Origin of the sequence: Azomonas macrocytogenes (assembly GCF_014191985.1) — a bacterium.
Classification (GTDB): domain Bacteria; phylum Pseudomonadota; class Gammaproteobacteria; order Pseudomonadales; family Pseudomonadaceae; genus Azomonas; species Azomonas macrocytogenes.
In genome coordinates, this window is record NZ_JACHXI010000002.1 from 172,234 (window position 1) to 198,067 (window position 25,834).

At 58.6% G+C, this 25,834-nt stretch carries 23 protein-coding genes and 3 pseudogenes; 18 read left to right on the forward strand and 8 right to left on the reverse strand.

From position 1 onward, the window contains the following. Positions 1 to 34 precede the first annotated feature (34 nt). The 5 genes from livH to FHR87_RS03315 all read left to right on the forward strand — a co-directional run bounded on the left by livH (position 35) and on the right by FHR87_RS03315 (position 5,067). Entirely contained in the window at positions 35 to 958 is a 924-nt protein-coding gene (gene livH, locus FHR87_RS03295) for a high-affinity branched-chain amino acid ABC transporter permease LivH (protein ID WP_183165296.1), read from the forward strand. Continuing rightward, positions 955 to 2,211, forward strand: coding sequence for a high-affinity branched-chain amino acid ABC transporter permease LivM (locus tag FHR87_RS03300; protein WP_183165297.1), 1,257 nt, complete (start codon positions 955 to 957; stop codon positions 2,209 to 2,211). The genes livH and FHR87_RS03300 overlap by 4 nt, the downstream gene beginning before the upstream one ends. Continuing rightward, positions 2,208 to 2,975: a high-affinity branched-chain amino acid ABC transporter ATP-binding protein LivG gene (gene livG / locus FHR87_RS03305; protein ID WP_183165298.1), complete on the forward strand. Its 768-nt coding sequence runs from the start codon at positions 2,208 to 2,210 to the stop codon at positions 2,973 to 2,975. Before FHR87_RS03300 ends, livG begins: the two co-directional genes overlap by 4 nt. Next, positions 2,975 to 3,676, forward strand: a complete 702-nt coding sequence (locus tag FHR87_RS03310) for an ABC transporter ATP-binding protein (RefSeq protein WP_183165299.1) — start codon at positions 2,975 to 2,977, stop codon at positions 3,674 to 3,676. Before livG ends, FHR87_RS03310 begins: the two co-directional genes overlap by 1 nt. 167 nt (positions 3,677 to 3,843) lie before the next feature. Continuing rightward, positions 3,844 to 5,067 (forward strand): ATP-binding protein, encoded by a 1,224-nt coding sequence (locus tag FHR87_RS03315; RefSeq protein ID WP_183165300.1) that lies wholly within the window; start codon positions 3,844 to 3,846, stop codon positions 5,065 to 5,067. Positions 5,068 to 5,140: 73 nt separating this feature from the next. Here FHR87_RS03315 and FHR87_RS03320 read toward each other — a convergent pair whose 3' ends face one another. Continuing rightward, positions 5,141 to 6,199 carry a helix-turn-helix transcriptional regulator gene (locus tag FHR87_RS03320; RefSeq protein WP_183165301.1) on the reverse strand — a complete coding sequence of 353 codons (1,059 nt, stop codon included), beginning with the start codon at positions 6,197 to 6,199 and terminating at the stop codon, positions 5,141 to 5,143. 150 nt (positions 6,200 to 6,349) lie between these two features. Here FHR87_RS03320 and FHR87_RS03325 point away from each other — a divergent pair, with 150 nt between their 5' ends. Continuing rightward, entirely contained in the window at positions 6,350 to 8,455 is a 2,106-nt protein-coding gene (locus tag FHR87_RS03325) for an ATP-binding protein (RefSeq protein WP_183165302.1), read from the forward strand. Positions 8,456 to 8,532: 77 nt separating this feature from the next. Here the strand turns inward: FHR87_RS03325 and FHR87_RS03330 are convergent. Continuing rightward, positions 8,533 to 8,871 (reverse strand): annotated as a pseudogene (locus FHR87_RS03330) (IS30 family transposase); the annotation flags it as partial. A gap of 129 nt (positions 8,872 to 9,000) precedes the next feature. Here FHR87_RS03330 and FHR87_RS03335 point away from each other — a divergent pair. Continuing rightward, the gene (locus FHR87_RS03335) at positions 9,001 to 11,559 is read left to right on the forward strand and encodes an Hsp70 family protein (protein WP_183165303.1); all 2,559 of its coding nucleotides are present in this window, start codon (positions 9,001 to 9,003) and stop codon (positions 11,557 to 11,559) included. Positions 11,560 to 11,653: 94 nt separating this feature from the next. On the opposite strand, the pseudogene FHR87_RS03340 reads toward FHR87_RS03335, so the two are convergent. Then, positions 11,654 to 11,787, reverse strand: a pseudogene (locus tag FHR87_RS03340) (IS4 family transposase); the annotation flags it as partial. Here FHR87_RS03340 and FHR87_RS03345 point away from each other — a divergent pair. Continuing rightward, positions 11,780 to 11,904: pseudogene (locus FHR87_RS03345) on the forward strand (IS5/IS1182 family transposase); the annotation flags it as partial. The pseudogenes FHR87_RS03340 and FHR87_RS03345 sit on opposite strands and share 8 nt — an antisense overlap. Positions 11,905 to 11,955: 51 nt before the next feature. After that, entirely contained in the window at positions 11,956 to 12,432 is a 477-nt protein-coding gene (locus FHR87_RS03350; RefSeq protein ID WP_338021219.1) for an MFS transporter, read from the forward strand. 57 nt (positions 12,433 to 12,489) lie between these two features. Here FHR87_RS03350 and dcd read toward each other — a convergent pair whose 3' ends face one another. Beyond that, a complete protein-coding gene (gene dcd, locus FHR87_RS03355; protein ID WP_183165304.1) occupies positions 12,490 to 13,056 on the reverse strand; it encodes a dCTP deaminase in 567 nt (188 codons plus the stop codon). A 184-nt stretch (positions 13,057 to 13,240) separates the two neighbouring features. Between dcd and FHR87_RS03360 the strand changes: the two genes are divergently transcribed. Beyond that, on the forward strand, positions 13,241 to 13,690 hold the full coding sequence (locus FHR87_RS03360) for a bacteriohemerythrin (protein ID WP_183165305.1): 450 nt from the start codon (positions 13,241 to 13,243) through the stop codon (positions 13,688 to 13,690). 85 nt (positions 13,691 to 13,775) lie between these two features. Here the strand turns inward: FHR87_RS03360 and apbC are convergent, their stop codons facing one another. Next, entirely contained in the window at positions 13,776 to 14,867 is a 1,092-nt protein-coding gene (gene apbC, locus FHR87_RS03365; RefSeq protein WP_183165306.1) for an iron-sulfur cluster carrier protein ApbC, read from the reverse strand. 201 nt (positions 14,868 to 15,068) lie between these two features. Here apbC and FHR87_RS03370 point away from each other — a divergent pair, with 201 nt between their 5' ends. From FHR87_RS03370 to FHR87_RS03400, 7 genes are all read left to right on the forward strand, one after another. Further along, positions 15,069 to 15,698 (forward strand): gluconate 2-dehydrogenase subunit 3 family protein, encoded by a 630-nt coding sequence (locus FHR87_RS03370; RefSeq protein ID WP_183165307.1) that lies wholly within the window; start codon positions 15,069 to 15,071, stop codon positions 15,696 to 15,698. A gap of 102 nt (positions 15,699 to 15,800) precedes the next feature. Then, positions 15,801 to 16,691, forward strand: a complete 891-nt coding sequence (locus FHR87_RS03375; protein WP_183165308.1) for a c-type cytochrome — start codon at positions 15,801 to 15,803, stop codon at positions 16,689 to 16,691. Positions 16,692 to 16,896: 205 nt separating this feature from the next. Then, entirely contained in the window at positions 16,897 to 18,102 is a 1,206-nt protein-coding gene (locus FHR87_RS03380) for an MFS transporter (protein ID WP_183165309.1), read from the forward strand. A 71-nt stretch (positions 18,103 to 18,173) separates the two neighbouring features. Then, positions 18,174 to 19,079 carry a GTP cyclohydrolase FolE2 gene (gene folE2 / locus FHR87_RS03385; protein ID WP_183165310.1) on the forward strand — a complete coding sequence of 302 codons (906 nt, stop codon included), beginning with the start codon at positions 18,174 to 18,176 and terminating at the stop codon, positions 19,077 to 19,079. Positions 19,080 to 19,176: 97 nt separating this feature from the next. Further along, a complete protein-coding gene (locus tag FHR87_RS03390) occupies positions 19,177 to 19,737 on the forward strand; it encodes a gamma carbonic anhydrase family protein (RefSeq protein WP_183165311.1) in 561 nt (186 codons plus the stop codon). A 73-nt stretch (positions 19,738 to 19,810) separates the two neighbouring features. After that, entirely contained in the window at positions 19,811 to 21,745 is a 1,935-nt protein-coding gene (gene thrS / locus FHR87_RS03395; protein WP_183165312.1) for a threonine--tRNA ligase, read from the forward strand. Further along, positions 21,739 to 22,320 carry a 6-pyruvoyl trahydropterin synthase family protein gene (locus tag FHR87_RS03400; RefSeq protein WP_183165313.1) on the forward strand — a complete coding sequence of 194 codons (582 nt, stop codon included), beginning with the start codon at positions 21,739 to 21,741 and terminating at the stop codon, positions 22,318 to 22,320. The genes thrS and FHR87_RS03400 overlap by 7 nt, the downstream gene beginning before the upstream one ends. Before the next feature lie 14 nt (positions 22,321 to 22,334). Here FHR87_RS03400 and FHR87_RS03405 read toward each other — a convergent pair whose 3' ends face one another. Further along, entirely contained in the window at positions 22,335 to 22,553 is a 219-nt protein-coding gene (locus FHR87_RS03405) for a hypothetical protein (protein ID WP_183165314.1), read from the reverse strand. Between the two features lie 366 nt (positions 22,554 to 22,919). Between FHR87_RS03405 and metG the strand changes: the two genes are divergently transcribed. Then, the gene (gene metG, locus FHR87_RS03410) at positions 22,920 to 24,962 is read left to right on the forward strand and encodes a methionine--tRNA ligase (RefSeq protein WP_183165315.1); all 2,043 of its coding nucleotides are present in this window, start codon (positions 22,920 to 22,922) and stop codon (positions 24,960 to 24,962) included. 62 nt (positions 24,963 to 25,024) lie between these two features. Here metG and vapC read toward each other — a convergent pair whose 3' ends face one another. Both vapC and vapB read right to left on the reverse strand, forming a co-directional pair. Continuing rightward, entirely contained in the window at positions 25,025 to 25,429 is a 405-nt protein-coding gene (gene vapC / locus FHR87_RS03415; RefSeq protein ID WP_183165316.1) for a type II toxin-antitoxin system tRNA(fMet)-specific endonuclease VapC, read from the reverse strand. Beyond that, on the reverse strand, positions 25,429 to 25,659 hold the full coding sequence (gene vapB, locus FHR87_RS03420; RefSeq protein ID WP_183165317.1) for a type II toxin-antitoxin system VapB family antitoxin: 231 nt from the start codon (positions 25,657 to 25,659) through the stop codon (positions 25,429 to 25,431). The genes vapC and vapB overlap by 1 nt, the downstream gene beginning before the upstream one ends. Positions 25,660 to 25,834 lie beyond the last annotated feature (175 nt).

Consider the following 25,834-nt stretch of genomic DNA (forward strand, 5'->3'; position numbering starts at 1 on the left):
TTAGATTCGTCGGCATTTCTTCAGGAAGGATTCGATGTCCGAGATCTACCACTTCTTCCAACAACTGATCAATGGCCTGACCGTGGGTAGCACCTATGCCCTGATCGCCATCGGTTACACGATGGTCTACGGCATTATCGGCATGATCAATTTTGCCCATGGCGATGTGTATATGGTCGGCTCCTACGTGGCCTTTATCGCCATTGTCGGGCTCTCGATGCTGGGGCTGGATGCCTTGCCAATCCTGATGGCCGGTGCGCTGATCGCCAGCATCGTGGTTACCAGTGCCTACGGCTACAGCATCGAGCGCATTGCCTACCGCCCGTTGCGCAACAGCAACCGATTGATTCCGTTGATCTCGGCGATCGGCATGTCCATCTTCCTGCAGAACTATGTGATGCTGGCCCAAGGTTCGGGAAGCAAGGCCATTCCCAATCCCATCCCTGGCGAATTTGTGATCGGCGACAGCGCCATGAACGGCGTCATCGTCTCCTATATCCAGATAGTGATCTTCAGCGTGACCTTCCTTGCCATGCTCGGCCTGACCCTGTTCATTTCCCGTTCGCGCCTGGGCCGCGCCTGTCGTGCCTGCGCGGAAGATTTGAAGATGGCCAATCTGCTGGGCATCGATACCAACGCGATCATTTCCCTGACCTTCGTCATCGGCGCCGCTCTGGCTGCCGTGGCAGCCGTATTGATCGGCATGCAGTACGGCGTAATCACCCCCAATATCGGTTTTCTCGCCGGAATCAAAGCCTTCACCGCAGCAGTGCTCGGCGGTATCGGCAGCATTCCCGGTGCCATGCTTGGCGGTCTGCTGCTGGGTATAGCTGAAGCCTTTGGCGCGGATCTGTTCGGCGATCAATACAAGGATGTAGTGGCTTTCAGTCTGCTGATACTGGTGCTGCTGTTCCGCCCAAGTGGCATTCTCGGTCGGCCAGAGGTGGAAAAAGTATGAGTGCTCGCCTGCGCCTCGCCTTCTTCAGCGCCCTGCTGGTTCCCCTCGTTGCCTTCCCCATTCTGGGCTTGAAGCTGGTTACCGTCGGCATCAACCTGGAAATACAGGGCGCCGCCCCGCTTACCTGGTGGATCATCGCCGCCTGCACGTTGGGAATGTTCGTCTGGCAACTACTGCGTCGCCGGCTCGCCGCCGGTTGGGCAAGCAGCCCCAACCTGCCACGCATACCGGCCGGAACCGGCAATTTCCTGACCCGCCCCAAGACCCAGCGCTGGGGCATTCTCGCTCTGGCATTGGTGGCCCTGGTCTGGCCTTTCTTCGCTTCGCGCGGTGCCGTGGATCTGGCCACGCTGATCATGATCTACGTGATGCTTGGCCTCGGTCTGAACATCGTGGTCGGGCTGGCCGGCCTGCTGGATCTCGGCTATGTCGGCTTCTATGCCGTCGGCGCCTACACCTACGCCATGCTTGGCGAATACTACGGCCTGGGTTTCTGGACCTGCCTGCCGATCGCCGGGGCCATGGCCGCACTGTTCGGTTTTCTGCTTGGCTTTCCGGTGCTGCGCCTGCGCGGCGATTACCTGGCCATCGTTACCCTTGGTTTCGGTGAGATCATCCGCATCCTGCTGCGCAACCTGACGGAATTCACCGGCGGCCCCAACGGCATCAGCGGTATCGAAAAGCCGACCCTGTTCGGCCTGACCTTCGACCGCCGCGCCCCGGAAGGCATGCAGACCTTCCATGAATTCTTCGGCCTTGCCTATAACGCCTCAAACAAAGTGATCTTTCTCTACCTGATTGCCCTGGGGCTGGTACTGCTGACCCTTTTCACCATCAATCGCCTGCTGCGCATGCCCATCGGCCGTGCCTGGGAAGCACTGCGCGAAGACGAGATCGCCTGTCGCGCCCTCGGCCTGAACCCGACGCTGATCAAACTCTCGGCCTTCACCTTGGGCGCCACTTTCGCCGGTTTCGCCGGCTGCCTGTTCGCGGCTCGCCAGGGACTGGTTTCACCCAATTCCTTCGAGTTCATCGAATCGGCCATCATCCTCGCCATCGTCGTGCTCGGCGGCATGGGCTCGCAGCTCGGCGTTATCCTCGCGGCAATCGTCATGATCCTGCTGCCAGAGCTGACCCGCGAATTCAGCGAATATCGCATGCTGATCTTCGGTTCCCTGATGGTGCTGATGATGATCTGGCGTCCACAAGGTCTGTTGCCCATGCAGCGTCCGCACCTGGAGCTGAAGCGATGAAGCGGCCGATTCTTGAAGTACGCGACCTGTGCATGCGCTTCGGCGGGCTGCTGGCGGTCAATGGCGTAAAACTGAACGTGTATGAACGCCAAGTAGTATCCATCATCGGCCCGAACGGCGCCGGCAAGACCACCGTATTCAACTGCCTGACCGGCTTCTACGAGCCGAGCTGGGGAGAAATCCTCCTCGACGGCGAGCCGATTCACGGTCTGCCAGGTCACCGGATTGCTCGTAAAGGCATCGTGCGCACCTTTCAGAATGTCCGGCTGTTCAAGGACATGACAGCCGTGGAAAACCTGCTGGTAGCCCAGCACCGGCACCTGAACACCCATTTTCTTGCCGGCCTGTTCAAGACACCGGCTTTCCGCCATAGCGAACAGGACGCCATGGCACTGGCCGCACACTGGCTGGAGCAGGTCGAACTGAGCGCGGTCGCCAACCGCCCGGCCGGCACCCTCGCCTACGGCCAGCAGCGCCGCCTGGAAATCGCCCGCTGCATGATGACCCGCCCGCGCATCCTGATGCTCGACGAACCGGCCGCCGGCCTCAACCCTCGTGAGACGGAACAACTGAAGGCGCTGATCGCACTGCTGCGCGATACCCACGGCGTCACCGTGCTGCTGATCGAGCACGATATGAAGCTGGTGATGAGCATTTCCGACCGTATTGTCGTGATCAACCAGGGTTGCCCGCTGGCCGAGGGACGGCCGGATGAAATCCGCAGCAATCCCGCCGTGATCAAAGCCTACCTGGGAGAGTCCTGATGCTGTGTTTCGCTAACGTCTCGACCTTCTACGGCAAGATCCAGGCACTACATGATGTCAGCCTCGACGTACGCCAGGGAGAGATCGTCACCCTCATCGGCGCCAACGGCGCAGGCAAGTCGACCCTGCTGATGACCCTCTGCGGTACGCCACGCGCCGCCAGCGGCAGCATCCGCTTCGAAGGCGAAGAACTGGTCGGCCAGCCAACCTGCGACATCATGCGCAAGGCCATTGCCGTGGTGCCGGAAGGACGACGCATCTTCGCCCGCCTGACCGTGGAGGAAAACCTGGCGATGGGTGCTTTCTTCGGCAGCAAAACAGAGCACGAAGAACAACTGGACAAGGTGTTACAGCTGTTTCCGCGCCTTCAGGAGCGCTACCGGCAGCGCGGTGGCACCATGTCCGGCGGCGAACAGCAGATGCTCGCCATCGGCCGCGCGCTGATGAGCAAACCCCGGCTGCTCCTGCTCGACGAACCCTCGCTGGGCCTGGCACCGATCATTATCCAGCAGATCTTCGAAATCATCGAACAGCTGCGTACAGATAGCGTGACTGTCTTCCTGGTCGAACAGAACGCCAACCGGGCGCTCAAACTGGCCGACCGCGGCTATGTACTGGAAAACGGCCATATCGTCATGCAGGGCAGCGGTGAGGAATTGCTGCATGATTCCAAGGTGCGGGATGCTTATTTGGGAGCATAAAGGCCGATTGAGGGTACCGGATATAGCGCCTATCCACTGAGCCTGCCGTACCGGGCGACGCGCTGACAGGCATGATTCACCTCCTATCCCCCGGATGGATGGAACGGCTGGTGAAACAGCCAGATAGATGGTGTAATTTCAACCACCAAGTGGATGAAATTACACCTATGTACCCGAGAAATATTCGCCAGTTCACCCTGGACGCCTTGAGCGACTCCCCCGTGGTGCTGATCAATGGCGCCCGGCAGACGGGCAAGAGTACGCTGGTTCGCAACCTGCAACCCGAAGCTCGCTACCTCACCTTCGACGATCCCGCCGTACTGGCGGCCGCACAAGCCGACCCCTTCGGCTTCATCGCCGCGCTCAAAGGGCCGGTCTGCCTCGATGAAATCCAGCGCGCGCCCGACATATTCCTGGCCATCAAGGCCGAAGTGGACAAGAACCGACAGCCGGGACGCTTTCTCCTGACCGGCTCAGCAAACATCCTGCTGCTGCCCCGGATGGCCGACTCTCTGGCTGGACGCATGGAAGTACTGGCGCTATGGCCGCTGGCGCAATGCGAGATTGCCACCCACCCCTTCAGCCTGATCGACCGCCTGTTCCAGGGCGATTTTGCTGACCGCTACTCGTTCGACCGCAACGACTTCATCGCCAGGTTGATGGCTGGCGGTTATCCTGAAGCGCTGAGCCGCAGCGACGGACGCCGCCGTGAAGCCTGGTTCGACAGCTACCTGAGCACTCTCCTGCTGCGTGACGTGCGCGATCTGGCGCAGATCGAAGGACTAACCGAGTTACCCCGGTTGATGCAATTGCTGGCAGCGCGCAGTGGCGGCCTGCTGAACGCCGCCGAGCTGTCACGTACCTCCGGCATGGCCCAAACCACACTCAAACGCTACCTCGCCTTGCTCGAAACGCTGTTCCTGATCCGCCAGGTGCCGGCCTGGTCGTCGAACCTCGGCAAACGCCTGCAGAAATCACCTAAGCTGTTTCTCTGCGACTACGGGTTGATGGCGCACCTGCAAGGATTGGGTACAACAACCTTGACGGCGGGACATAGCCTGCCCGGCGATCTGGTGGAAGCCTTTGTGCATGCCGAACTGGCCAAGCACCAGACCTGGGCCGAACTGCGCACGAACCTGATGCACTACCGGACCTCCACAGGCGTAGAAGTGGACTTCGTGCTGGAAAATCGCCGCAACGAACTGCTTGGCATCGAAGTGAAAGCCGCCGCCACCGTCACCTCGAAGGATTTCAACGGCCTGCGCCATCTACGTGAAACCGCGCCACGGCTATTCCAGCGCGGCATCCTGTTCCACACCGGAGAACAAGTGGTGCACTTTGACGAGCAACTAATCGCGGTGCCGATTGCCATGCTGTGGGCAGAAAGGTGAGGGGCTGGTTTATTGGGACACGGGAAGCCTATCTCGGTAGCTGAAGACATGGCATAGCGGGCAGTGCCAAACATCAGATATCACATTCGCGACCTGTAGTAGCCTGATGGTTGCTGCCGATACCGGGGGCGTTATATCGTAACAATGTCCGTCGCAAGGTCTCGCGCATAAAAGCACGTAAGTCTTCGGGCGCTTCCACGCATAGGCTTTCCCCCTGTTGCAACAGCCACCAGCGTAATTGCCAGCTATCGCTGACCGTAGCCTGGAGTCTATAGCCTTCCACCAGCGGCTCCAGTGTCATATCCGAGGAAAACGGCGTCTCCTTGATTAGTCGAGCAAGCGAGCTGCTGATCCAGGCTTGCAGTAGAATTTTCCCCGTCGGCCCGAATTGCAATGCATTACTATCCAGATAGGTTTGCAAATCGAATTGCTCTCCCCCGACTGTCGGAGTCGGTAATAACTCGACTTGGCGGAAACGGTGGATTGCATATTGGCGAACATCTGTATAGGGCTGGGCTGTCGCAATCAGGTAGGTAATCAAGCCGCGCTGAACCAGTGCTAACGGATTGAGGGTCAGCTCCCGTTCCCTATCTTGATGAGCGGCGTAGTAGTGACAGTGTAATTGCTGCTCTTCCAGCAGACCGCGCTGGATCGTTTCCAGCAAAACCTCGTCAATCTCTGGTGCCTGAAGACTCAGCTCTGGTTGAACACTGGCCACCTTGCCAAGCCAGCGAGCCGTCGCGTTCCCTTCCGCCAGCGACTCCAATTTACGCCGCGCCTGTCGAAAACGCGGCTCCAAGCCTTGACGCAAGCCGACCGGCAACATGAAGTGAAGCGCTTTCTCCACCAGGACCAGACTGAGCGCTTCTCCCAGGCCCATGCCAGGCAGCTCTAGCGTTGCTCCCGGTGCCCAGAACCATCCCCAGGGCGTACCGCGGTCATTACATTGCAGTGGAAACAGACCGGAAAGGTTCTGCAGATCCCGTTCTATAGTGCGCTTGCTCACTTGATAGCCCATATCCTGCAAGTACGCCTGTAGCTGGGCACAGGTCACTCCAGGTGCCCGGCCTGGCAAACATTTGAGCAGTTCCCATTGGCGGCTGAGCGTATTGCGCGAAGTACTATCGGGCATATCGAGTTCCTTTCGCCTTGTGGCGGCTGAACATGGGGAAAAGACAGGCGGCCTTTCGTTCATCGGTGAATCCAAGAGCCACAGTGGCGCGACGTATTATGTCGCGCAATAGCAATACGATGGCAAAAGATTCAGCAAGGAGCCATTCCCATGACCGTTTCCGCCCTTCCTCGCCCTAGCCCACGACGCATTGCCAGACGACGTAATCCGGATACCTGCACATTAGCCTTGAAGTGGGCCTTCAGTCTGATGGTCGACTTGCAAGGACATCGCCAACTTCTGGAGCGTGGCTGCATCACTGATGACGAAGTAGCACGTGAGCTCGGATTAGAGGAACTGGTCGACGCCGAACATTACAGCCGGACTTGCGCCCTACAGTGCCTAAAGCGCGAATACCGGCTGTTCACGCGCAACTATCCGGCCCCGGACTATCCCGAGCCCCTGGGCAGCAATTTGCAAGCCCTGGGCCGACTGGTGGGGCTGGATGAAGCCGAAACTCGTGTGCTGGGTTTTTGCGCCTTGCTGCACGCCGACCCGCTACTCAATCGTTGCAGCGATGTATTTGGTGCGGTCGGCTTCAATCGGCTATCGCAGGCTCTTTCCGTGCTATTGGAGCTGTCGGACGAAGAAATCCAGCACTGCCTGGCCACGGATGGGCACCTGACCGCCTGTGGCCTACTGACGATCCAGTGCGACAACGGTCGCCACGACCTTGAAGAAACCCTGAGCTTCACCAGCAGCGATCTGCTGAAACAATTGCGCTTTCATCGAGGAGCGGCCGAAGAGTTGTTCGAGCACTCCTTCCGCCTCAGCGCTCCGGCAAGCTTGACGGTTACTGACTATGAACATCTGAGCCAACCACTGGCCATGGTCATGAACTATTTGCAGAAGGTGGCCAAACAGCAACGCAAGGGTGTGAATATCCTGCTATACGGCCCACCAGGTACAGGCAAGACCGAACTATGCCGCCTCCTGGCGGAAGAACTGGCGCTAGAACTGTACGAAATCGCCTGTACCGACAGCGAGGGCGATCCTATCACCGGATACCAGAGACTGTGTGCGTTGCGTTCTGCCATGAGCGTGCTCAAAGGTAGTCCAGTGCTGGTGATGCTGGATGAAATAGAAGATCTCTTCGTCGATGACCTGATCCCCAATGCCAAGCGCCGCAAAGCACACAAAGGCTGGATCAACCGCATATTGGAAGAAAACGGTCAACCGTGCTTCTGGCTCAGCAATCACATCGGCATGCTCGACCCGGCCTATATCCGCCGCTTCGATATGGTCATCGAAATGCCCAATCCGATCCGTAGCCAGCGCGAACGGATCATTCGCAACCTGTGTGCCGACCGTCTAGGCGAGGAGACGATCCAGCAACTGGCTACCCATGAGTACATGACTCCCGCCGTATTCGAACGAGCCTATCGAGTCGCCCACACCATCAGCCCGCGGGTCGGCAAGAAGCTCAATGGGACCCTAGAATACCTAGTGGACTCGACCCTGAAAGCGCAAGGGCATGAAAGATTAGGACAGCACAAGGGTATCCGCCTACCGACCGTCTACTCGCCAGAGCGGATCAACACCGATATTGATTTGGATGGATTGCTGGAGGGCCTGCGTCGTCACTCGGAGGCACGCCTGTGCTTCTACGGCCCGCCCGGTACAGGCAAGACCGCATTCGCCGGCTGGCTGGCTGAAAGCCTGGACAAGCCCCTACACATCAAGCGAGTGTCCGATCTGGTCTCACCCTACCTCGGCGAAACCGAACAACGCCTGGCCGCAGCCTTTCGCCAAGCAGAACAAGAAAGCGCCGTTCTGGTCCTTGACGAGGTGGACAGCTTTCTACAGGACCGCCGCAAAGCCCAACGGAGCTGGGAAATCACCGCCGTGAACGAAATGCTGACCCAGATGGAAAGTTACTCCGGCCTGTTCATCGCCTCGACCAACCTGATGGCCGACCTCGACGAAGCCGCCTTGCGCCGCTTCGACCTGAAAGTCCGCTTCGGCTACCTGCGACCGGAACAGCGCTTACTCCTGCTTCGCGCGCATCTCAAGGAATTAGGCCTGAAAGATCCACAACACAACGCTGAAGCCGCACTGCAGACAATGGATACCCTGACTCCGGGGGACTTCACCACTGTAGTGCGCCGGGCGCGCTTTAAACCTTTCACCAACGCTGCCGAACTAGTCCAGGCACTGGTCAATGAAGCTGCCTTGAAGAAAGACGGACAAGCAAGGCCGATTGGATTCGTGTACTGAGAACAAATACTGGCGAAGCAAGGAAATTTTACCAGTAACTATAGACATGGCGGCTGCAGGAGCTGAGTGCAACACGGTTATTGGATAGAAGCGGGCGCCTCGTGCCGCATGGTCATGGCCTTGTGCATTACCTCACTCATCATTTCGATCGGACATTTGAAATCGAAGCGTTTACGCGGGCGCATATTCAGTTGCAAGGCAATGGCATCCAGCTGTTCCTGGCTGTGTCCCGACAAGTCCGTCCCCTTGGGCAAGTACTGACGGATCAGACCGTTGATGTTTTCATTGCTGCCGCGCTGCCAGGGGCTGTGCGGGTCGCAGAAGTAAATTGCCACCCCGGTCTGCTGGGTGATTTCGACATGCCGAGCCATTTCTCGGCCTTAGTCGTAGGTCATGCTCTTGCGCATCGCCAGCGGCTGATGTGGCCTAATGATTCTGGACAGCCCGATAGGACGGAATCCAACCGTCAGCCAGAGGAGCCAAGGTGCATAGCTGGGCTTTTTCAGAGTTTCCTTAAAAAGATCAGTTTCAGACAGGAGTAGGTTGTGAAGATTGGTGTTGATTTTGGAACCAGCTTTTCCAGTGCCGCAGTGTTTATCGACGGTCAGGTGCAGCCCATCACCTTTGGCAATGACCGGCAGTTTCGCACTGCGGTATTCTTTCCCGACCGTTATGTCGATTTTTCGCAGTTCGTTCTTACTGCCGCTGATGAACGTGAGATTGACAATGCTATTCGTACTGACACCAGTCGTTTTAATGCGCAACTGCGTCAATATCAGGACGACTTGAGCCAACTGATCCGTGAGGAGAAACGTCGTGCCAGGGAAGGCGAGCCATACAGTCCGGAACAGAGGGCTAAGCGCCATCAGTCGCTGGTTAAGCCCAAACGGCTGGCCGACGACGAGATCCGCCAGTTGACCATCAAGGCCATACGGCGGCGTTGGGGCAGCCAACAGCGTGAGAGCATTGCCCAAGAAGGACTGGATGTTCGCCAAGCCAATGGCGTGTTTGGGGAAGAGGCTATTGAGGCCCTGTATAACGACGAATACGGACGCATATTCCAGTCGCCCAAGTCGATGCTCGGGTACCGGATGGAGCCTCGTCATCGGGATGTCGTCGCCGGGGTGATCACCCAAGTGTTGGGACATATCCGCAGCACGGCTAGTCGGCAATTGGGTCATGACGTCACCGCCGTGGTCTTGGGGCGGCCTGTCGAGTTTCGCGGGCTGGTCGGTAGCCACAACGATCAGGAGGCACAGGGCCTGCTGGAACGAGCTGCCCGAGAGGCAGGCTTCACGGACGTCGAGTTCCTCTGTGAGCCGGCAGCGGCGGCACTCGGCTACCATCGACAATCGCCCCGACAACATGCCGCGTTGATCATCGACATAGGTGGTGGCACCACCGACATCGCTTACGCCCAAGTGGGCGGCAAGACACCGCAACCGGTGATCCATAAAGTCTGGGGTAAAGGCTTTGGCGGCACCGATGTCGATATCGAACTGTCTGTCAGTGCGGCCATGCCCCTGTTCGGAAAGGGCCATGAGCATGGGCTGCCTTTGCATGCGTATCGCAGTGCCGCGCAAATTAGTGACCTTAGCCGGCAACGCGATTTCGTCAAACAGGATGTGGCACGGGTGATCGAGCCGTTCAAGTCCCGCCTGCGGCGGCTCAAGGACAAAGGCACCACGGTCAGACTCAATCGCGACATTGAACAGCTCAAGATTGACCTGAGCGACAATGGCTATGCCAGCCAGGCGTTGGATTACATCGAGCCTGAGCTGCAGGTGGCAGCGGACAGTGGTGTGCTGGAAAACAGCGCTAGACGGTTCCTCGATAATTTTCGTGCGCTGTTGGAGAGGGTTCGCGCCGAGCTGCCTGAAGCCGATCCAGTAATCTTCATGACCGGCGGTATGTCCAGAGCTCCGTATGTGCAGGCTTGCGTGCGGGAGGTGTTTGGCCGGTCAAAGGTGGAAATGGGAGATGCATCGCTGGGTGTGGTGGCGGGGCTAGCTCAGTTTGCCAGGGCTCAATCCACCGATGGGCTCGAAGCCTCGGATGATGAACCGCAACCGCTGGTCAGTGATAACCCGCCGCTGCGCCTTATGCATCACGGGGCCAACGACTGGTTAACCGAAGAGGAAGTCCTGCGTCGCGACCAACGTATAGATGCCGCTGTGGCCTCAATTAAAGCGTTGGAAAAACGCTTCTCGGTAAATTTGTACTCGTGCCAGCATGAGGAATCATTGGTGCCTGGCATGCCCCCATACATGCGCAGTGACAATAAGCATGTGTACGGCGAAGCCTGGCTCGACAAAAGACTGGATTACATTGAAAAGCAGGTACTTGGCTATCTGGCCAAAGAAGTATTGAAGGGGATTGAGTCGCGCCCGCGCAATGACCGAGACTTAAAGGGTAGCGCCTGGTCTATCGCTAAGCGTTTGTGTATCTATCGCTACACCGATTACTACTATGCAGATGAACCCTATGAGTTTGATTGTGATGTATCAGGTCTGCACTTTAGCTTGCATGATCTGATTTACGCTGTGTATGACTTATTAGTCAATGACCATATGACTTATAAGTTGTGGAATGATGAGGCTCTGGATAAGCTGAATCAATACCTACACTACGAAGTTTATGAGTCCAAGTTATTTTTCGAGGGTGCTTTGTTCACGGGCGTCCACGGACGGCCAGCTACCATGACGGAATTCCTCGAAGGCGTCGACGAGGCAATCGCTAAGCTGCCCGTGCTTAACCTGCATGAATGCTGTTTTCCGGATGACCATCCTGAACAGGTGTTGTTCTCTGAATATGTGTCTGCACAGCATATGACGAACGAGCAGAAAACCCGTCTGTATCAGAAGTACTTGGAGGTGTACACCGGGGAGAATGATGTCGAGGTGCCGGTGACCACCTTGATCGAATCAGATGTGCGCGTGCTACTGGAGGCTGTGGAGCAGGCGCAGGTTGTTCAACTTGGCTGGTTTGTGCCGGAGGGGATCCCGGCTGAAAAGGCGATGGATGAGTTGTTGCCAGTGTTGGATAACCAGACCTTGGTGAGGGCACAGCGCAGGGTGCGTAAGGTGTTGGATCAGCATAAGTAGAGAAATTGGGCTGGGAACTCTACTAAGTTGCCACCCGGTGACTGCGATGGCGACCTGATCAACGGGCACAATGCCTGAGGAATCCCCACAAAACTCACCCCAGCTCCAGCGCTTGCCAATGGGCTTCCCGCCGCAAGGCCAGTTCGAGGTTGCGCAGTGTCTGCTGGGAAATGGCTGCCACTTCGACAGCACGCGCTTACCCTTGAGGCTATTGCTCTGGCGCTTTCGCAAGCTGCTGGTTCGCTGCGAAAAGCTCGAACGCAGCTTCCTGCGCTCAACCATTTGGCTGCGGCCATCATTGCCTTTCGGAAGGTGCCACTTACCGTAAATATTATTTATGGATAGGCTCTTAGTCTACTGCTAGGTACCATCGGCTACAGCACGCTCAGCACCTTCATCACCCTCTACTACGCCGGGCGCGGCTGGAATGGCGCCGCCTGGTGCCTGAGCGCCTTCGCCATCGCTTTCATCGGCGCGCGACTGCTGCATGACAGCATCCGGCGCTTCGGCGGGCACCGGGTGGCGGTCGCCTGCCTGGCGCTGTCCTGCCTCGGCATACTGGTGGTCTGGAGCAGCGAGCAGCCCGGCATGGCGCTGCTCGGCTCGACGCTGACCGGCCTCGGCCGCGCCCTGCTCTACCCGGCGCTGGGCGTGGAGATCGTCGCACGGGTCGATGCCGCCAACCGCGCCACGGCGCTGGGTACGTTCGCCATGTTCTTCGACCTGACCATGGGCGTCAGCGGACCGCTGATGGGCGTCATCGCCTCGGCCATCGGCGTCCGCCATACCTTTCTCTGCGCCGCGCTGCTCGGCCTGGCCGGTCTGTCGCTGTCGGTATGGGTGCTGCGACGGGACCGGCAGGGGCCGGCCTGAGAGCCTGCGGCCGATCGATCGACCTGGAGCGGGTAGCCCGCGACCGGATAACGGCCCTCACGCCTTCGGCAACGTCACCCCCCGCTGCCCCTGATACTTGCCGCCGCGATCACGATAGGAAACTTCGCATTCCTCGTCGGATTCCAGGAAGAGCATTTGCGCCACGCCTTCGTTGGCGTAGATCTTCGCCGGCAGCGTGGTGGTGTTGGAGAATTCCAGGGTCACGTGGCCTTCCCACTCCGGCTCCAGCGGGGTCACGTTGACGATGATGCCGCAGCGGGCGTAGGTGCTTTTGCCCAGGCATATAGTCAGCACGTTGCGTGGAATGCGGAAGTATTCGATAGTGCGTGCCAGGGCGAAGGAGTTCGGCGGGATGATGCACACGTCGCCTTTGATGTCGACGAAGCTTCTTTCGTCGAACGCCTTCGGGTCTACCGTCGCGGAGTGGATATTGGTGAAAACCTTGAATTCGTCGGCGCAGCGCACGTCGTAGCCGTAGCTGGATACCCCGTAGGAAATCAACCGCTGCCCTTCTTCGCCGCGTATCTGGCGCTCGACGAAGGGCTCGATCATGCCGTGATCCTGGGCCATGCGGCGAATCCAGCTGTCCGATTTGATGCTCATGCCGAAATGTCCTGAATCTGGAAAGCCTGCATATTAGCGACCCGGAATACATCGGCAAATCCTGTCGCCGTTCCGCGCGTCAATCTTTCAGTTTATTGACTTGAATCAATACTCATTGACGGTAACATCCAGACTCGTCTCCAGCGTCATACTTCCAACTACAAATAAAGAGGGAGCCTCTACGATGGGATTTGAAATTGAATGGTCGCCGGACTTCGAGACTGGCATCGAGATCATCGACGGGCAGCACAAGCGCCTGTTCGAATATTTCAGGGAAGTCGACAACAGCATTGCTTCAGGAGACGAGAATAAAGTCGGGGAAGTGGCCATGGGCCTGATCGACTACGCCATCAGCCATAACGCCTTCGAGGAAACGCTGATGAAGCAGGCCGAGTATCCGCACCTCGAAGCCCATCGCAAGATCCATGCAGCATTCGCCGAGCGGGTCAGGGGATATGCACGCAAGCTGGAGGAAGGCGCTGATCCGGTAAAGGTGGCACGCACGATCCGCATCCATATCGGCCTGTGGCTGATCGACCACATCAAGCGCGAGGATCGAAACTACGTCAGTTGCGTGAAAAAGAGCCTCGATCCCGGCTTTGTCGCCCGGATGATGAGCAAGGTCTTCGGCTGAACAGCTCGGGCGAGAACGGCGAAAAAGGCTCCTTGACCGTGTTTTGTCCTGGCAGTAAGTCTCTTTCGCCGGCTCTCTTTCTTCTTTAGTCCTCGCTGATTTCAATAGTCGGCATCGCCGGTGCCCGGCCCTGATTCTGCGCCAGGCGCGCGCCGACGTTGCGGGCCAATTGCTGGTAGAGCATGGCGAGCGGGCTGTCCGGATCGGCAATGACCGTCGGCCGGCCGGCATCGGCCTGGCTGCGGATGTCCATGGACAGCGGCAGTGAGGCCAGTACGTCGACTCCATACTGCTCGGCCAGCTTCTCGCCACCGCCGGTGCCGAACAGATGCTCGGCATGACCACAATTGGAGCAGATGTGTACGGCCATGTTTTCTACGATGCCGAGTACCGAAATGTTGACCTTGTAAAACATCTCGATGCCCTTTTTCGCATCCAGCAAGGCCAGGTCCTGCGGTGTGGTGACGATCACGCTACCGGCCACCGGCACCTTCTGCGCCAGGGTCAACTGGATGTCGCCGGTTCCCGGCGGCATATCCACGATCAGATAGTCGAGATCATCCCAGGCGGTCTGGTTGATCAATTGCAATAGTGCACCGGATGCCATCGGCCCACGCCAGACCATAGGCGTTCGTTCGTCGGTCAAAAAGGCCATGGACATAAGTTGCACACCATGCGCCTGTAGCGGTACCAGGGCCTGCCCGCTGATTTCGGGATGGGTGCCTGCGGCGATGCCGAACATGATGCCCAGGCTGGGGCCGTGGATATCCGCATCCAGGATACCAACCCGCGCCCCCTCACCGACCAGTGCCAGCGCCAGGTTGGCGGCGGTGGTGGATTTGCCCACGCCGCCCTTGCCGGAAGCCACGGCGATCACGTTCTTCACGTTGGCCAGGGCCGGCGTCTGGGCACTGGACCGATGCGGTTCGATATGCCACTCGACCTGTACCTCGGCATGCTCGACGCCCGGCAGGTTTTCCAGCGCCACTTGTAGCGTTTGCGCCCAGCCATGCTTGAACAGGTCGGCTGGATAGCCCAGTTCGAGGCGCACGCGCACCGTACTGCCCTGGATATCCACCTCACGCAGACAACCGGCGCGAACCGGGTCCGTGTTCAAATGGGGATCGATATATCCACTGAGGGCAGCTTCCACCGCGTCACGGGTGATAGTAGTCAAATTCGCGCTCCGGATAAGGTCGAAAACAGCATTATCCTATCCGAGCAGAGAGATAGTCTGCAGCCATTGGTTTTGTGTGGAATTGGCTGGCGCATGGTTCATGCATGAAAACAGCTCGGGTCGCTCTAAACTTTTCCGTTATGGCGGCGTCCGAGCCTTGAGCCCATGAGAGGGCCTGTGCCATCAACCAAGGATGTGCCGATGAAAACGATCGATCCGATGCATTCGCCTTCCCTTCTCGACGCCTTCCGTATTAGTAATCGTCCCCCTCTTGCCACACTCGGACCGCAGCCAGGCCCTTGTGTAGTACAGCGCCCATCGGCCAAGGCCTACCGACCGGATTTCTTCAGCGGGCCGGAGTGGGCGTTCCTGAACGCAGCCTGTGCATGCCTGATTCCGGCCGGGGTAACCAGCGGCAACGTCACCCATATGAGTGCGGCACAATTCATCGACCGCCACATGCACACGCCTTATGCCCATGGGAAAACTCACTCGCAGCAGGATTTGCCCGGTAAGCGGGAGCACCTGTCGGTTCGCGATCTCTTGCGTACCGGCATGAAGGCCATGGATCGGCACTGTCAGCATACCTTCGACAACCGACGTTTCGTCGAACTGGAACCAGCGCTGCAGGAAAACCTGCTGCAAGCCGCCGGGAACGGTACATTGGCCCTGGATGATGGGTCTGCAGCCGCCTGGTTCGCACAACTGCAAGCCGAGGTGCGCCTGGCCTGTCTGTGCCTGCCCGAGCATGACTGTGAGCTCGGCACCCGGCAGCATGGCCCGAGTCTCACCGTGAGCATCGGTACGGTGCGCAGTTCATTGTCGCAATGACGGCGAGAGTCGTTGCGTAACAACCATTACAACATTGCAAAAGGCAACGTGTCAGTGGGTTCCCATAACGAAAAGGTCCACAGAGGCCACAAGGGATAACCGATGAAAAGTCTCGTCCAGGCCATCGGCCTGCTGCCGGCCCTGCTCCCCTTATCGATTGCAGCCCAGGAACGCCCCGACTTCGAGCTGATCCAGCAAGGCGAATATCTGGCGCGTATCGCCGACTGCGCAGCCTGCCATACGGCGCCAGACGGCGAACCATTCGCCGGCAGACAATCACTGCCGATGCCGCTCGGACGGATATACAGCACCAACATCACCCCCGATCACGAAACCGGCATCGGCAACTATCGGCTCCAGGATTTCGAGCGGGCGCTGCGCCAGGGGATCGCCAAGGATGGCTACACGCTCTATCCGGTGATGCCCTATCCCTCGTTCATGCGCCTCAGCGACCGGGATATCCAGGCGCTGTACAGCTATTTCCGCTACAGCGTGCAACCGGCGAAACAGTGGAACAAGACGGCAGAACTCCCCTGGCCATTGTCCATGCGCTGGACGGTCGGCCTCTGGCGACGCTTGTTCGTACTGAACCCCGAGGAGATCAGCTTCAATGCCGCGCGCTATCCGGACCCGGATACCGTGCGCGGCGCCTATCTGGTACAGGGTATCGGCCATTGCGGAACCTGCCACACGCCCAAGGCATTCACCCAGCAGGAAACCGTACAGGACGATACCAGCCCGCGTTACCTCTCCGGCGGGCGCAGCACCAACGGCCGAGTGGCGCCCAGCCTGCGCAGCGATTCGCCAGGTGGCCTCAGCCAATGGACTGTCGAAGAGATCGCACAGGCCCTGAAAACCGGGCGCAATCCACGTAATCCGGTGGCGACTCCAGTGGATGAAACCCGGGTCCATCGCGGCTGGGACCTGAGCAACGAGGATCTGCACTCCATTGCCGTTTATCTCAAGACGCTGTCGAGGGTTCCTGAAAAATGAGTATTGCCTGAGCGATCAGCGAGCAAAGCTGTAGTTGACGCTCAAAACCAGGCGCTGTAGCGTGCGAAACCTCAATTCGTATCCGCTTGCCGGCGGATATGCGTAAGCGTTCACGTCAACCAACGCGCAACCATCCTTCGGCCCTGCCGATCGGGGGTAAGCGCGTGTTATCGGGCTTCTCCCTGATTCATCGAGGAGACTCCTTATGCCCATTCATTCCAGCGAAGCTTCCCAGGATTGCGCGTCATCGAGCGAACGCGCCTTACTGCTGCTCTGCCTGGCCATCTTCGTCGGCTTTCTCACCATCGGCCTACCCCTGGCAGTCATCCCCCTGTACGTCCACAACCAGTTGGGCTACGGCCCGGTAATCGTCGGCTGCGCGGTCGGCGTGCAGTTTCTCGCTACCGTAGTGACCCGCGGCTATGCCGGACGCATGGCCGACCAGTATGGTTCACGCTTGGCGGTACGCCGTGGCCTGGTTGGTTGCAGCCTGGCCGGTGCCTTTTATCTGCTCTCGGCCCTGCTACCGCTGGCAGCGTTGGGCAAGCTGGCGGTACTGATTATCGGCCGTCTGGCCCTGGGTTTTGGCGAAAGCCTGCTGGTCACCGGGATTCTGGCCTGGGGCATCGGCACGGTCGGCCCGGCCAAATCCGGCAAGGTCATGGCCTGGTGCGGCATGGCCATCTACGGCGCCATGGCCCTGGGCGCACCACTCGGCCTGTTTATCTACGGTCATGCCGGGCTCGATCTTATCGGCACGCTCACCGTGATACTGCCGTTACTGGCATTTCTGTTGATCTGGCGAGTCGCTCCGATCGCTCCGAGCCATGGCCAGCGACGCTCGTTTCTCAGCGTGATCGGGCGCATCTGGCAACCCGCCCTGGCGCTGGCTCTGCAGGGCGTCGGCTTCGCGTCAATCGGTGCATTCGTTTCTCTCTACTTCGTCAGCAAGCAATGGCCCGGTGCGGGACTGGCGCTGACCTGCTTCGGCCTGGCTTTCGCCTTCGTGCGCGTGGTGGCCGGGCATTTGCCGGACAAGCTCGGTGGTCCGCGCGTCGCCCTGTTTTCGCTGATAGTCGAAGCCTGCGGTCTGCTGCTGCTTTGGAGCGCGCCCAATGCCACCGTGGCCTTGCTCGGGGCAGCCATTACCGGCCTGGGTAGTTCGCTGATCTTTCCGTCTTTGGGGCTGGTGGTGGTGCATCGCGTCGAGCCTCAGGTACGTGCCACGGCACTTGGCGGTTTCGCGGCCTTTCAGGATATTGCCTACGGCCTGACCGGACCGCTCACCGGCCTGCTGGTGAACGAGCATGGCTACCCGGCGGTATTTCTTGTTGCCGCTCTGTGCGCCTTGGCTGGTCTTGGCATTGCCATTGACTTGTATCGACGCAACACGGTCATACCAATCTCGTAACAAGGGCGGAGTTGCCCGAAGTGAGCAAGATCTTTATTGTTATAATATAACATTTAGATCGAGCCTCACTCATGAACCTCATTGCCTTGCCGGATATCGCCAGCCAGACCCATTCGCCACAAGCCGTCACGCTGCCGTGGGTCGGCATGCGCAATATCGCGCTGCCAGTCATTTTGGCCGGTCGCAGTGTCGCAGCCTTCGTCGATGCGGGAGTCAGCCTCGATGATCCTGCCGCTCGCGGTATTCACATGTCGCGGTTGTACATGGCGCTCGAAGCACTCGAGCAACAACCGCTGACGCCTACCTTGATAGAAAGCGTGCTCCAGCATTTTCTGGCTACTCACGCCGGCTTGTCGCAGTGGGCATTCCTGGCCATTCGCGGCGCGGCATTGCTGAAACGCCCGGCCTTGATCAGCCCGTTGTCGGGATGGAAATCCTACCCATTCGGCATAAACGCGCGACTCGATGCGACCGGCCTGCGGATAGAATTGAAGGCCGATATCGACTACTCCTCGACCTGCCCTTGTTCCGCCGCCTTGGCCCGGCAAGCAATTCAACAGCGCTTCGTCGAGGATTTTTCCGGCAAGCCCTTGCAGGAAACGGAACTTCTCGCCTGGCTGGGCAGCGAGCAAGGTATTGTCGCGACTCCGCACAGCCAGCGCAGCGTCGCCTCGCTCAGCATTCGCCTGGCTGCCGGCCAGACCGAAATACCGCTTGCGGATTTACTCGATAGTGCAGAGCGTGCCCTCGGCACTCCCGTGCAAACGGCGGTGAAGCGCGCCGACGAACAGGCTTTCGCCTTGGCCAACGGCCAGAATCCCATGTTTTGCGAAGATGCCGCGCGCCGCCTGCACCAGGCGCTGAGTGAGTTTGGTGCAATTCAAGCCTTCCACATTCGCGTGGTGCATGCCGAAAGCCTGCATGCACATGATGCCGTTGCCGAAAGCACCTGGAACTGGAACCAGGCCGACTGCTGACTGGCGCTCTCCCTGTAATGGATTTTCACCGATTTGGCCGATGAGTCTCTGCTCTCGCTCATCGCGTCGACTTTACCAACCATGAGGATAATCAGACATGATCCGTAAAAACCCTTCCGGCGACCTGCCCGTCATCTCCGAGTCGGCTTATATCGACCAGACCGCGATCATCTGCGGGAAAGTAATCATCAAGGAAAACGTTTTCGTAGGGCCTTACGCGGTGATTCGTGCCGACGAGGTCGACAGCAATGGCGCGATGGAGCCGGTCATCATCGGCGCCAACTCGAATATCCAGGATGGTGTGGTGATCCACTCCAAATCCGGTGCGGCCGTGACCATCGGCGAATTCACCTCGATCGCTCATCGCTCCATCGTGCATGGTCCCTGCTCGGTCGGCGACCGCGTATTCATCGGCTTCAATAGCGTGCTGTTCAACTGCCACGTCGGCAATGGCAGCGTGGTGCGGCATAACTCGGTGGTCGATGGGCGCGATCTTCCGGAAAACTTCTATGTGCCGCCGACCGAACATATCGGCCCGAAAACCGATCTCGATCAGTTCCCGCCCGTCAGCATTTCGGCCTCCGAATTTTCCGAAGATGTGGCACGTACCAATGTCGACCTGGTGCGCGCCTACAAATGTCTGCAAAACGAATTTTGAGCCCGCGCGCTCCGCTGATACGCACGACCGCGCACATCCCCATCGCCGCTGCAAATCGACAAGGAAGCTTTCGATGATTTGTATCACCCTGCCTGACGGCTCCGAACGCCGGTACGAACAACCGGTTTCGGTGCAACAGGTCGCTGTCGATATCGGTCCCGGCCTGGCCAAGGCGGCCCTGGCGGCACGCGTCGACCAGCGCCTGGTAGACCTGCAATACGTGCTGGATCGGGATGCTCGCTTAAGCCTCATTACCGCCCGCGACGAGGATGGTCTGGAAATTCTTCGCCATTCCTGCGCGCATTTGCTGGCAATGGCTGTCAAGGAGCTCTATCCGACCGCCCAGGTGACCATTGGCCCGGTGATCGAAAACGGCTTCTATTACGACTTTGCCTATGAACGCCCTTTCACGCCGGAGGATCTGGAAACAATCGAAAAACGCATGCACGAGCTGGCTACCACCGACTATCCGATCAGTCGACGCGAATTGCCGCGCGATCAGGCCATCACCTACTTCGAAACGCTCGGCGAACACTACAAGGCAAAGCTTATCGGCGAGATTCCCGCAGGCGAGACGCTGTCGCTCTACCGCCAGGGTGATTTCGAGGATCTTTGCCGCGGCCCGCACGTACCGGGCACCGGCCGGTTGCAGGCCTTCAAGCTGACCAAGGTGGCTGGCGCCTACTGGCGCGGCGACGCAAAGAACGCCGCACTGCAACGCATTTATGGCACCTGCTGGGCCAGCACCAAGGAGCTCAAGGCCTATCTGACCCGTCTGGAAGAAGCCGGCAAGCGCGACCATCGCAAGCTTGGCGCGCAATTGGACCTGTTCCACTTCGAGGATACGGCACCCGGCTCGGTGTTCTGGCATCCCAAGGGCTGGACCTTGTTTCAGAACCTGCTCGGCTATATGCGCAAGCGCCAAGACGAGGCCGGTTATGTCGAGATCAACACACCGGATGTGATGGATCGCAGTCTCTGGGAAACGTCCGGGCACTGGTTCAACTATCGCGAAAACATGTTCACCACGACGACCGAAGATGAACGTATTTTCGCCCTGAAACCGATGAACTGCCCCGGTGCGGTAGCGCTTTTCGCGCGGGGCCTGAAAAGTTACCGGGAGCTGCCACTGCGCATGGCCGAATTCGGCAAGGTGCATCGCTACGAACCTTCCGGCGCACTGCATGGCCTGCTGCGTGTACGGCATTTCACCCAGGACGACGCGCATATCTTCTGCACACTGCAACAGATGCGGGAAGAATGCACCCGCACGATCGAACTGGTTTTCGCCATCTATCGGGATTTCGGTTTCAACGATGTATCGGTGAAACTTTCCACCCGCCCGGAGAGCCGCATCGGCAGCGATGAGACCTGGGATCTGCTCGAAGGCGCGCTCTATGGCGCCTTGAAGCGGCTCGGGATCGACTATCGCCTGAACCCCGGTGAAGGTGCCTTCTACGGCCCCAAGCTCGAATTCGTCCTGCGCGATGCCATCGGCCGCGACTGGCAGTGCGGCACCCTGCAGGTCGATCTCAACCTGCCGGAACGTTTCGATGTCCACTACATCGACGAGCAGGGTGAGCGACAGCGCCCGGTCATGCTGCATCGCGCTCTGTTCGGCTCGCTGGAGCGCTTCATCGGCATCTTGATCGAACAGTACAGCGGCGACTTCCCGCTATGGCTGACACCGCAACAGGCTGTCGTACTGAATATCAGCGAAGGCCAGAGCGACTATGCGCACAAAGTCGTCAAGGCGCTGAAAGGAGCCGGGCTTCGCGCCAGTGCCGATCTGCGCAATGAAAAGATCGGCTACAAGATCCGCGAGCACACCTTGCAGAAAGTGCCTTATTTGCTGGTGATAGGCGAAAAGGAAAAAGAGAACGCAACCGTAGCGGTTCGTACTCGCCGTGGCGAAGCGCTTGGCACAATGCCGCTCGAAACATTGCTTGAGCGTTTGCAACTGGAAGCACGCCTGCCCTGCGCAGCGAGCGAAGCAGCGACATGCTGATCCGCAAGCTATTCAAGTTCGAAGGCGCGCATATCGTGCGCAACTGCAGTACGCGGCGTTGCGCCCATTCGTTGCACGGCCATTCCTACAAGGTCGAAGTGCTATTGCAAGCCGATGCCCTGGACCACGGGCAGATGGTCTACGACTTCGGCCTGCTCAAGGGCCACGTGCGTGATTTCATCGATGCGTTCGACCACGCGGTCGCGTTCTGGGAAAAGGATGACCCGACCTATATCCAGCAATGCAAGCAATTCTCCGAACGCTGGATCTCGCTGCCGGTTTCACCCAGTGCCGAGCAGCTTTCGCGGGTGTTCTTCCACCTGCTCGACGCGCTGCTGACGAGTACCGACATGGCCAATGGCGAGTCAGGCGTCTGCCTGCATTCGATCATCATCCACGAAACCGATACGGGTTATGCCCAATGTTTTCGCGAAGACGCCTGCAATCCGAACATGGGTGCATTCGAACTGAAGCAGATTCGCTTTTCCGAACCCATCCAGAACGAATGGGCGGATCGACAGATGTTCGCCAGGCTGCTGGCAGGTGAGCGCTTCACCAACGAACCGCCAGCCTGAATCACTGTCCCTGTTCAGAGCTCCCGCTCCGCCTGCTCATACCAGCCGATGACAGCTTGCAGGTGGGGCGTGCCATAGGTTGCAGCGAAGCGCTGCGTTTCATATTCCCCAGGGTCGCGCAGGATCTGCAGGCGCCGCTGAATAAAGTCAGCAGTCAGCGGGATGCCGCACTGCACGGTAATGCAGTGGCGCCAGGCGGCATAGTTTTCAGGGATGGCCGAAGTCGTTTTCATACCGTTTCGATCCTCGCAAGCAGTCGGGCCGGGTGCTGGCGGCAAGCCAGGAGCCTGGCAAGCAGAACCGAGACCAAAGCAGGCAGGTTGTGCCTGGCAGCGCTTTCGATTCATCACTATAGGCGTTACAAGATAACAAAGAGTTCAGATTGCAATGCTTGAGAAAGGAAAGCCGCTGTACATTCCCGCAGAATCGAAAGGGTGCGGCTCGCCAGTAAAAGTGATGATCGATTTCACGGGAACGCGTCAAAATCCTGCTGCCGGCACCGCCGTTCCACCCTTGAAGCCTGCTCCCGGTACGGATGAAAAAAACCGGCCAGGGCTATATAGTTATCGGCTCCCCACAGCAAAACCGATGTAACCGCCATGTCCGAATGTCGTCAGATTCTCGTTACCAGCGCCCTGCCCTACGCCAACGGTTCGATCCACCTCGGCCACATGCTCGAATACATCCAGACCGACATGTGGGTGCGCTTTCAGAAACTGCGCGGCAACCAGTGCCTCTATGTCTGCGCCGATGATGCCCACGGCTCGGCGATCATGCTGCGCGCGGAAAAGGAAGGCATCACGCCGGAACAGCTGATCGCCAATGTGCAGGCTGAACACAGCGCCGACTTCGCCGATTTTCTGGTGGAGTTCGACAATTTTCACTCGACCCACGCCGAAGAGAACCGCGAGCTGTCCACCGCCATCTATCTCAAACTGCGTGATACCGGGCATATCGCCACCCGCTCGGTGACCCAGTATTTCGACCCGGAAAAAGGCATGTTCCTGGCCGACCGCTTCATCAAGGGCACCTGCCCGAAATGCGCGGCCGAGGACCAGTACGGCGATAACTGTGAAAAATGCGGGGCCACCTACGAACCGACCGAGCTGAAAGATCCGAAATCGGCGATCTCCGGCGCCACACCGGTACTCAAGGATTCCAAGCACTTCTTCTTCAAGCTGCCTGATTTCGAGGCGATGCTGAAGCAGTGGACCCGCAGCGGCACACTACAGGAATCGGTCGCCAACAAGATCGCCGAATGGCTCGATGCCGGTCTGCAGGAGTGGGACATCTCCCGCGACGCGCCTTACTTCGGCTTCGAGATTCCGGACGAACCGGGCAAATATTTCTACGTCTGGCTGGATGCGCCCATTGGCTACATGGCCAGCTTCAAGAACCTCTGCGCGCGCCGCCCGGAGCTGGATTTCGACGCCTTCTGGAGCAAGGACTCCAGCGCCGAGCTGTACCACTTCATCGGCAAGGACATCGTCAACTTCCATGCCCTGTTCTGGCCCGCCATGCTGGAAGGTGCCGGTTACCGCAAGCCGGATTTCGTCAACGTACACGGTTATGTAACGGTGAATGGACAAAAAATGTCCAAGTCACGCGGCACCTTCATCAAGGCGCGGACCTATCTGGAACATCTAAACCCGGAATACCTGCGCTACTACTATGCGAGCAAGCTGGGCCGTGGTGTCGATGATATCGACCTGAACCTCGAAGACTTCGTGCAGAAGGTCAATTCCGATCTGGTCGGCAAGGTAGTGAACATTGCCAGCCGCTGTGCAGGCTTCATTCACAAGGGCAACGGTGGCGTGCTGGTAGCGGCTAATCCCGAGCCAGAGCTGTGGAGTGCCTTCCAGAACGCCGCTCCCGGTATCGCCGAAGCCTATGAAGCCCGTGATTTCGCCCGCGCCATGCGTGAAATCATGGCGCTGGCCGACCATGCCAACGCCTGGATCGCCGACCAGGCACCCTGGGCACTGAACAAGCAGGCAGGCAAGCAGGCCAAGGTACAGGAAATCTGCGCGTTGGGGATCAACCTGTTCCGCCAGTTGGTGATCCTGCTCAAACCCGTGCTGCCGAAACTGGCCGAGTCCGCCGAAGCGTTTCTCAACGTCGCACCACTGACCTGGGCGGACCTGAGCGCGCCATTGGCCGATCATCAGCTCAACCCGTTCAACCCGCTGATGACCCGTATCGAACCTGCCAGGATCGAAGCCATGACCGAAGCCTCCAAGGAAGACCTCGCCGCCCAGGCCACCAGCGCCGCGCCAACCGGCAATGGCGAACTGGTGAAAGAACCGCTGGCCACGGAAATCAATTTCGACACTTTTGCCGCAGTCGATCTGCGCATCGCCCTGATCGAGAAATGCGAGTTCGTCGAAGGTGCCGACAAGCTATTGCGCCTGACCCTGGATATCGGCGATGCCAAGCGCAACGTCTTTTCCGGCATCAAGAGCGCCTATCCCGACCCCAGCAAGCTGGAAGGCCGTCTGACGCTTTACGTCGCCAACCTGGCACCACGCAAGATGAAATTCGGCGTTTCCGAAGGCATGGTGCTGGCTGCCGGGCCGGGAGGAAAGGAAATCTTCCTGCTGAGCCCGGATGCCGGAGCGAAGCCGGGGCAAAGAGTGATGTAAGAGGGTTACGGCTCGCTCAGCCTCTGCGTTTCAGCGGTTGCCATGGAGGGAATGGGTCGCAACTAGCTGGTCACCCAATTTTCTATTCGCAACCCCGGCACCCGTTCAAACTCGCGAGTGTTATGGGTAATCAGGATCAAGCCCAGGGAACGGGCGTGTCCCGCAATCATCTGATCGTAGGGGCCGATCGGCGTACCTGCCCTGGCCAGCTCGGCACGAAGCTGACCGGTGTGGGCTGCCGCCGCCTGGTCATACGTCAAAACCTCCAGTCGCGCGGCAAAGCCCTCGATATCAGCCAGATTCCGCTCAGGGCTGGCCGATTTTTCCGCACCGTAGATCAACTCCATCAAGGTCACCGTGCTGATGCACATCTGGCCGTGATGTCTCTTGAACGCTTCCCGCACCTGTTGTGGTCGATTCTTGAGGGTGAAGATGCAGATATTGGTATCGAGCAGGTACTTGAGCATCAAAGCGCCTCACGCTCCTGCTCTGCAGCCTGCTCGCGTTCAGCCATGAAATCGGCAGTTACACCCTCGCCATCAAACCAGCTATCCCATGATTCACCGGCCGGCGTGATGATCCGGGCTCGACCGACGGCGACCACATCCACGCGCTTCACATCATCGGGCAGAGCGACAGCTTTTGGCAGACGTACAGCCTGACTCCGATTGCTTTGAAAAACAGAACCCTGCGCCATTGATTCGCCCCTCGGGATATACAAATTGTCTGCCCCAGCTTAGCGAGACGCCGGGATCTGTCAATGGGATATACCTCTTTACAACACCACCTCAACTCTGCTGTTGACGGGTTAACGCTCACTCTCCACCGCACGTTTGCTCCAACTCCTATACCCTATCCTCATTTTCTTCCTA

Coding starts and splice junctions, on each gene's coding strand:
- FHR87_RS03405 (WP_183165314.1), bottom strand. CDS start 22,553: ATGAAAACGACTTCGGCCATCCCTGAAAACTATGCCGCCTGGCGCCAC.
- thrS (WP_183165312.1), top strand. CDS start 19,811: ATGATTTGTATCACCCTGCCTGACGGCTCCGAACGCCGGTACGAACAA.
- FHR87_RS03390 (WP_183165311.1), top strand. CDS start 19,177: ATGATCCGTAAAAACCCTTCCGGCGACCTGCCCGTCATCTCCGAGTCG.
- livG (WP_183165298.1), top strand. CDS start 2,208: ATGAAGCGGCCGATTCTTGAAGTACGCGACCTGTGCATGCGCTTCGGC.
- livH (WP_183165296.1), top strand. CDS start 35: ATGTCCGAGATCTACCACTTCTTCCAACAACTGATCAATGGCCTGACC.
- FHR87_RS03360 (WP_183165305.1), top strand. CDS start 13,241: ATGGGATTTGAAATTGAATGGTCGCCGGACTTCGAGACTGGCATCGAG.
- dcd (WP_183165304.1), bottom strand. CDS start 13,056: ATGAGCATCAAATCGGACAGCTGGATTCGCCGCATGGCCCAGGATCAC.
- FHR87_RS03400 (WP_183165313.1), top strand. CDS start 21,739: ATGCTGATCCGCAAGCTATTCAAGTTCGAAGGCGCGCATATCGTGCGC.
- FHR87_RS03325 (WP_183165302.1), top strand. CDS start 6,350: ATGACCGTTTCCGCCCTTCCTCGCCCTAGCCCACGACGCATTGCCAGA.
- vapB (WP_183165317.1), bottom strand. CDS start 25,659: ATGGCGCAGGGTTCTGTTTTTCAAAGCAATCGGAGTCAGGCTGTACGT.
- FHR87_RS03320 (WP_183165301.1), bottom strand. CDS start 6,199: ATGCCCGATAGTACTTCGCGCAATACGCTCAGCCGCCAATGGGAACTG.
- FHR87_RS03310 (WP_183165299.1), top strand. CDS start 2,975: ATGCTGTGTTTCGCTAACGTCTCGACCTTCTACGGCAAGATCCAGGCA.
- vapC (WP_183165316.1), bottom strand. CDS start 25,429: ATGCTCAAGTACCTGCTCGATACCAATATCTGCATCTTCACCCTCAAG.
- folE2 (WP_183165310.1), top strand. CDS start 18,174: ATGAACCTCATTGCCTTGCCGGATATCGCCAGCCAGACCCATTCGCCA.
- FHR87_RS03370 (WP_183165307.1), top strand. CDS start 15,069: ATGAAAACGATCGATCCGATGCATTCGCCTTCCCTTCTCGACGCCTTC.
- metG (WP_183165315.1), top strand. CDS start 22,920: ATGTCCGAATGTCGTCAGATTCTCGTTACCAGCGCCCTGCCCTACGCC.
- FHR87_RS03380 (WP_183165309.1), top strand. CDS start 16,897: ATGCCCATTCATTCCAGCGAAGCTTCCCAGGATTGCGCGTCATCGAGC.
- FHR87_RS03375 (WP_183165308.1), top strand. CDS start 15,801: ATGAAAAGTCTCGTCCAGGCCATCGGCCTGCTGCCGGCCCTGCTCCCC.
- FHR87_RS03315 (WP_183165300.1), top strand. CDS start 3,844: ATGTACCCGAGAAATATTCGCCAGTTCACCCTGGACGCCTTGAGCGAC.
- FHR87_RS03300 (WP_183165297.1), top strand. CDS start 955: ATGAGTGCTCGCCTGCGCCTCGCCTTCTTCAGCGCCCTGCTGGTTCCC.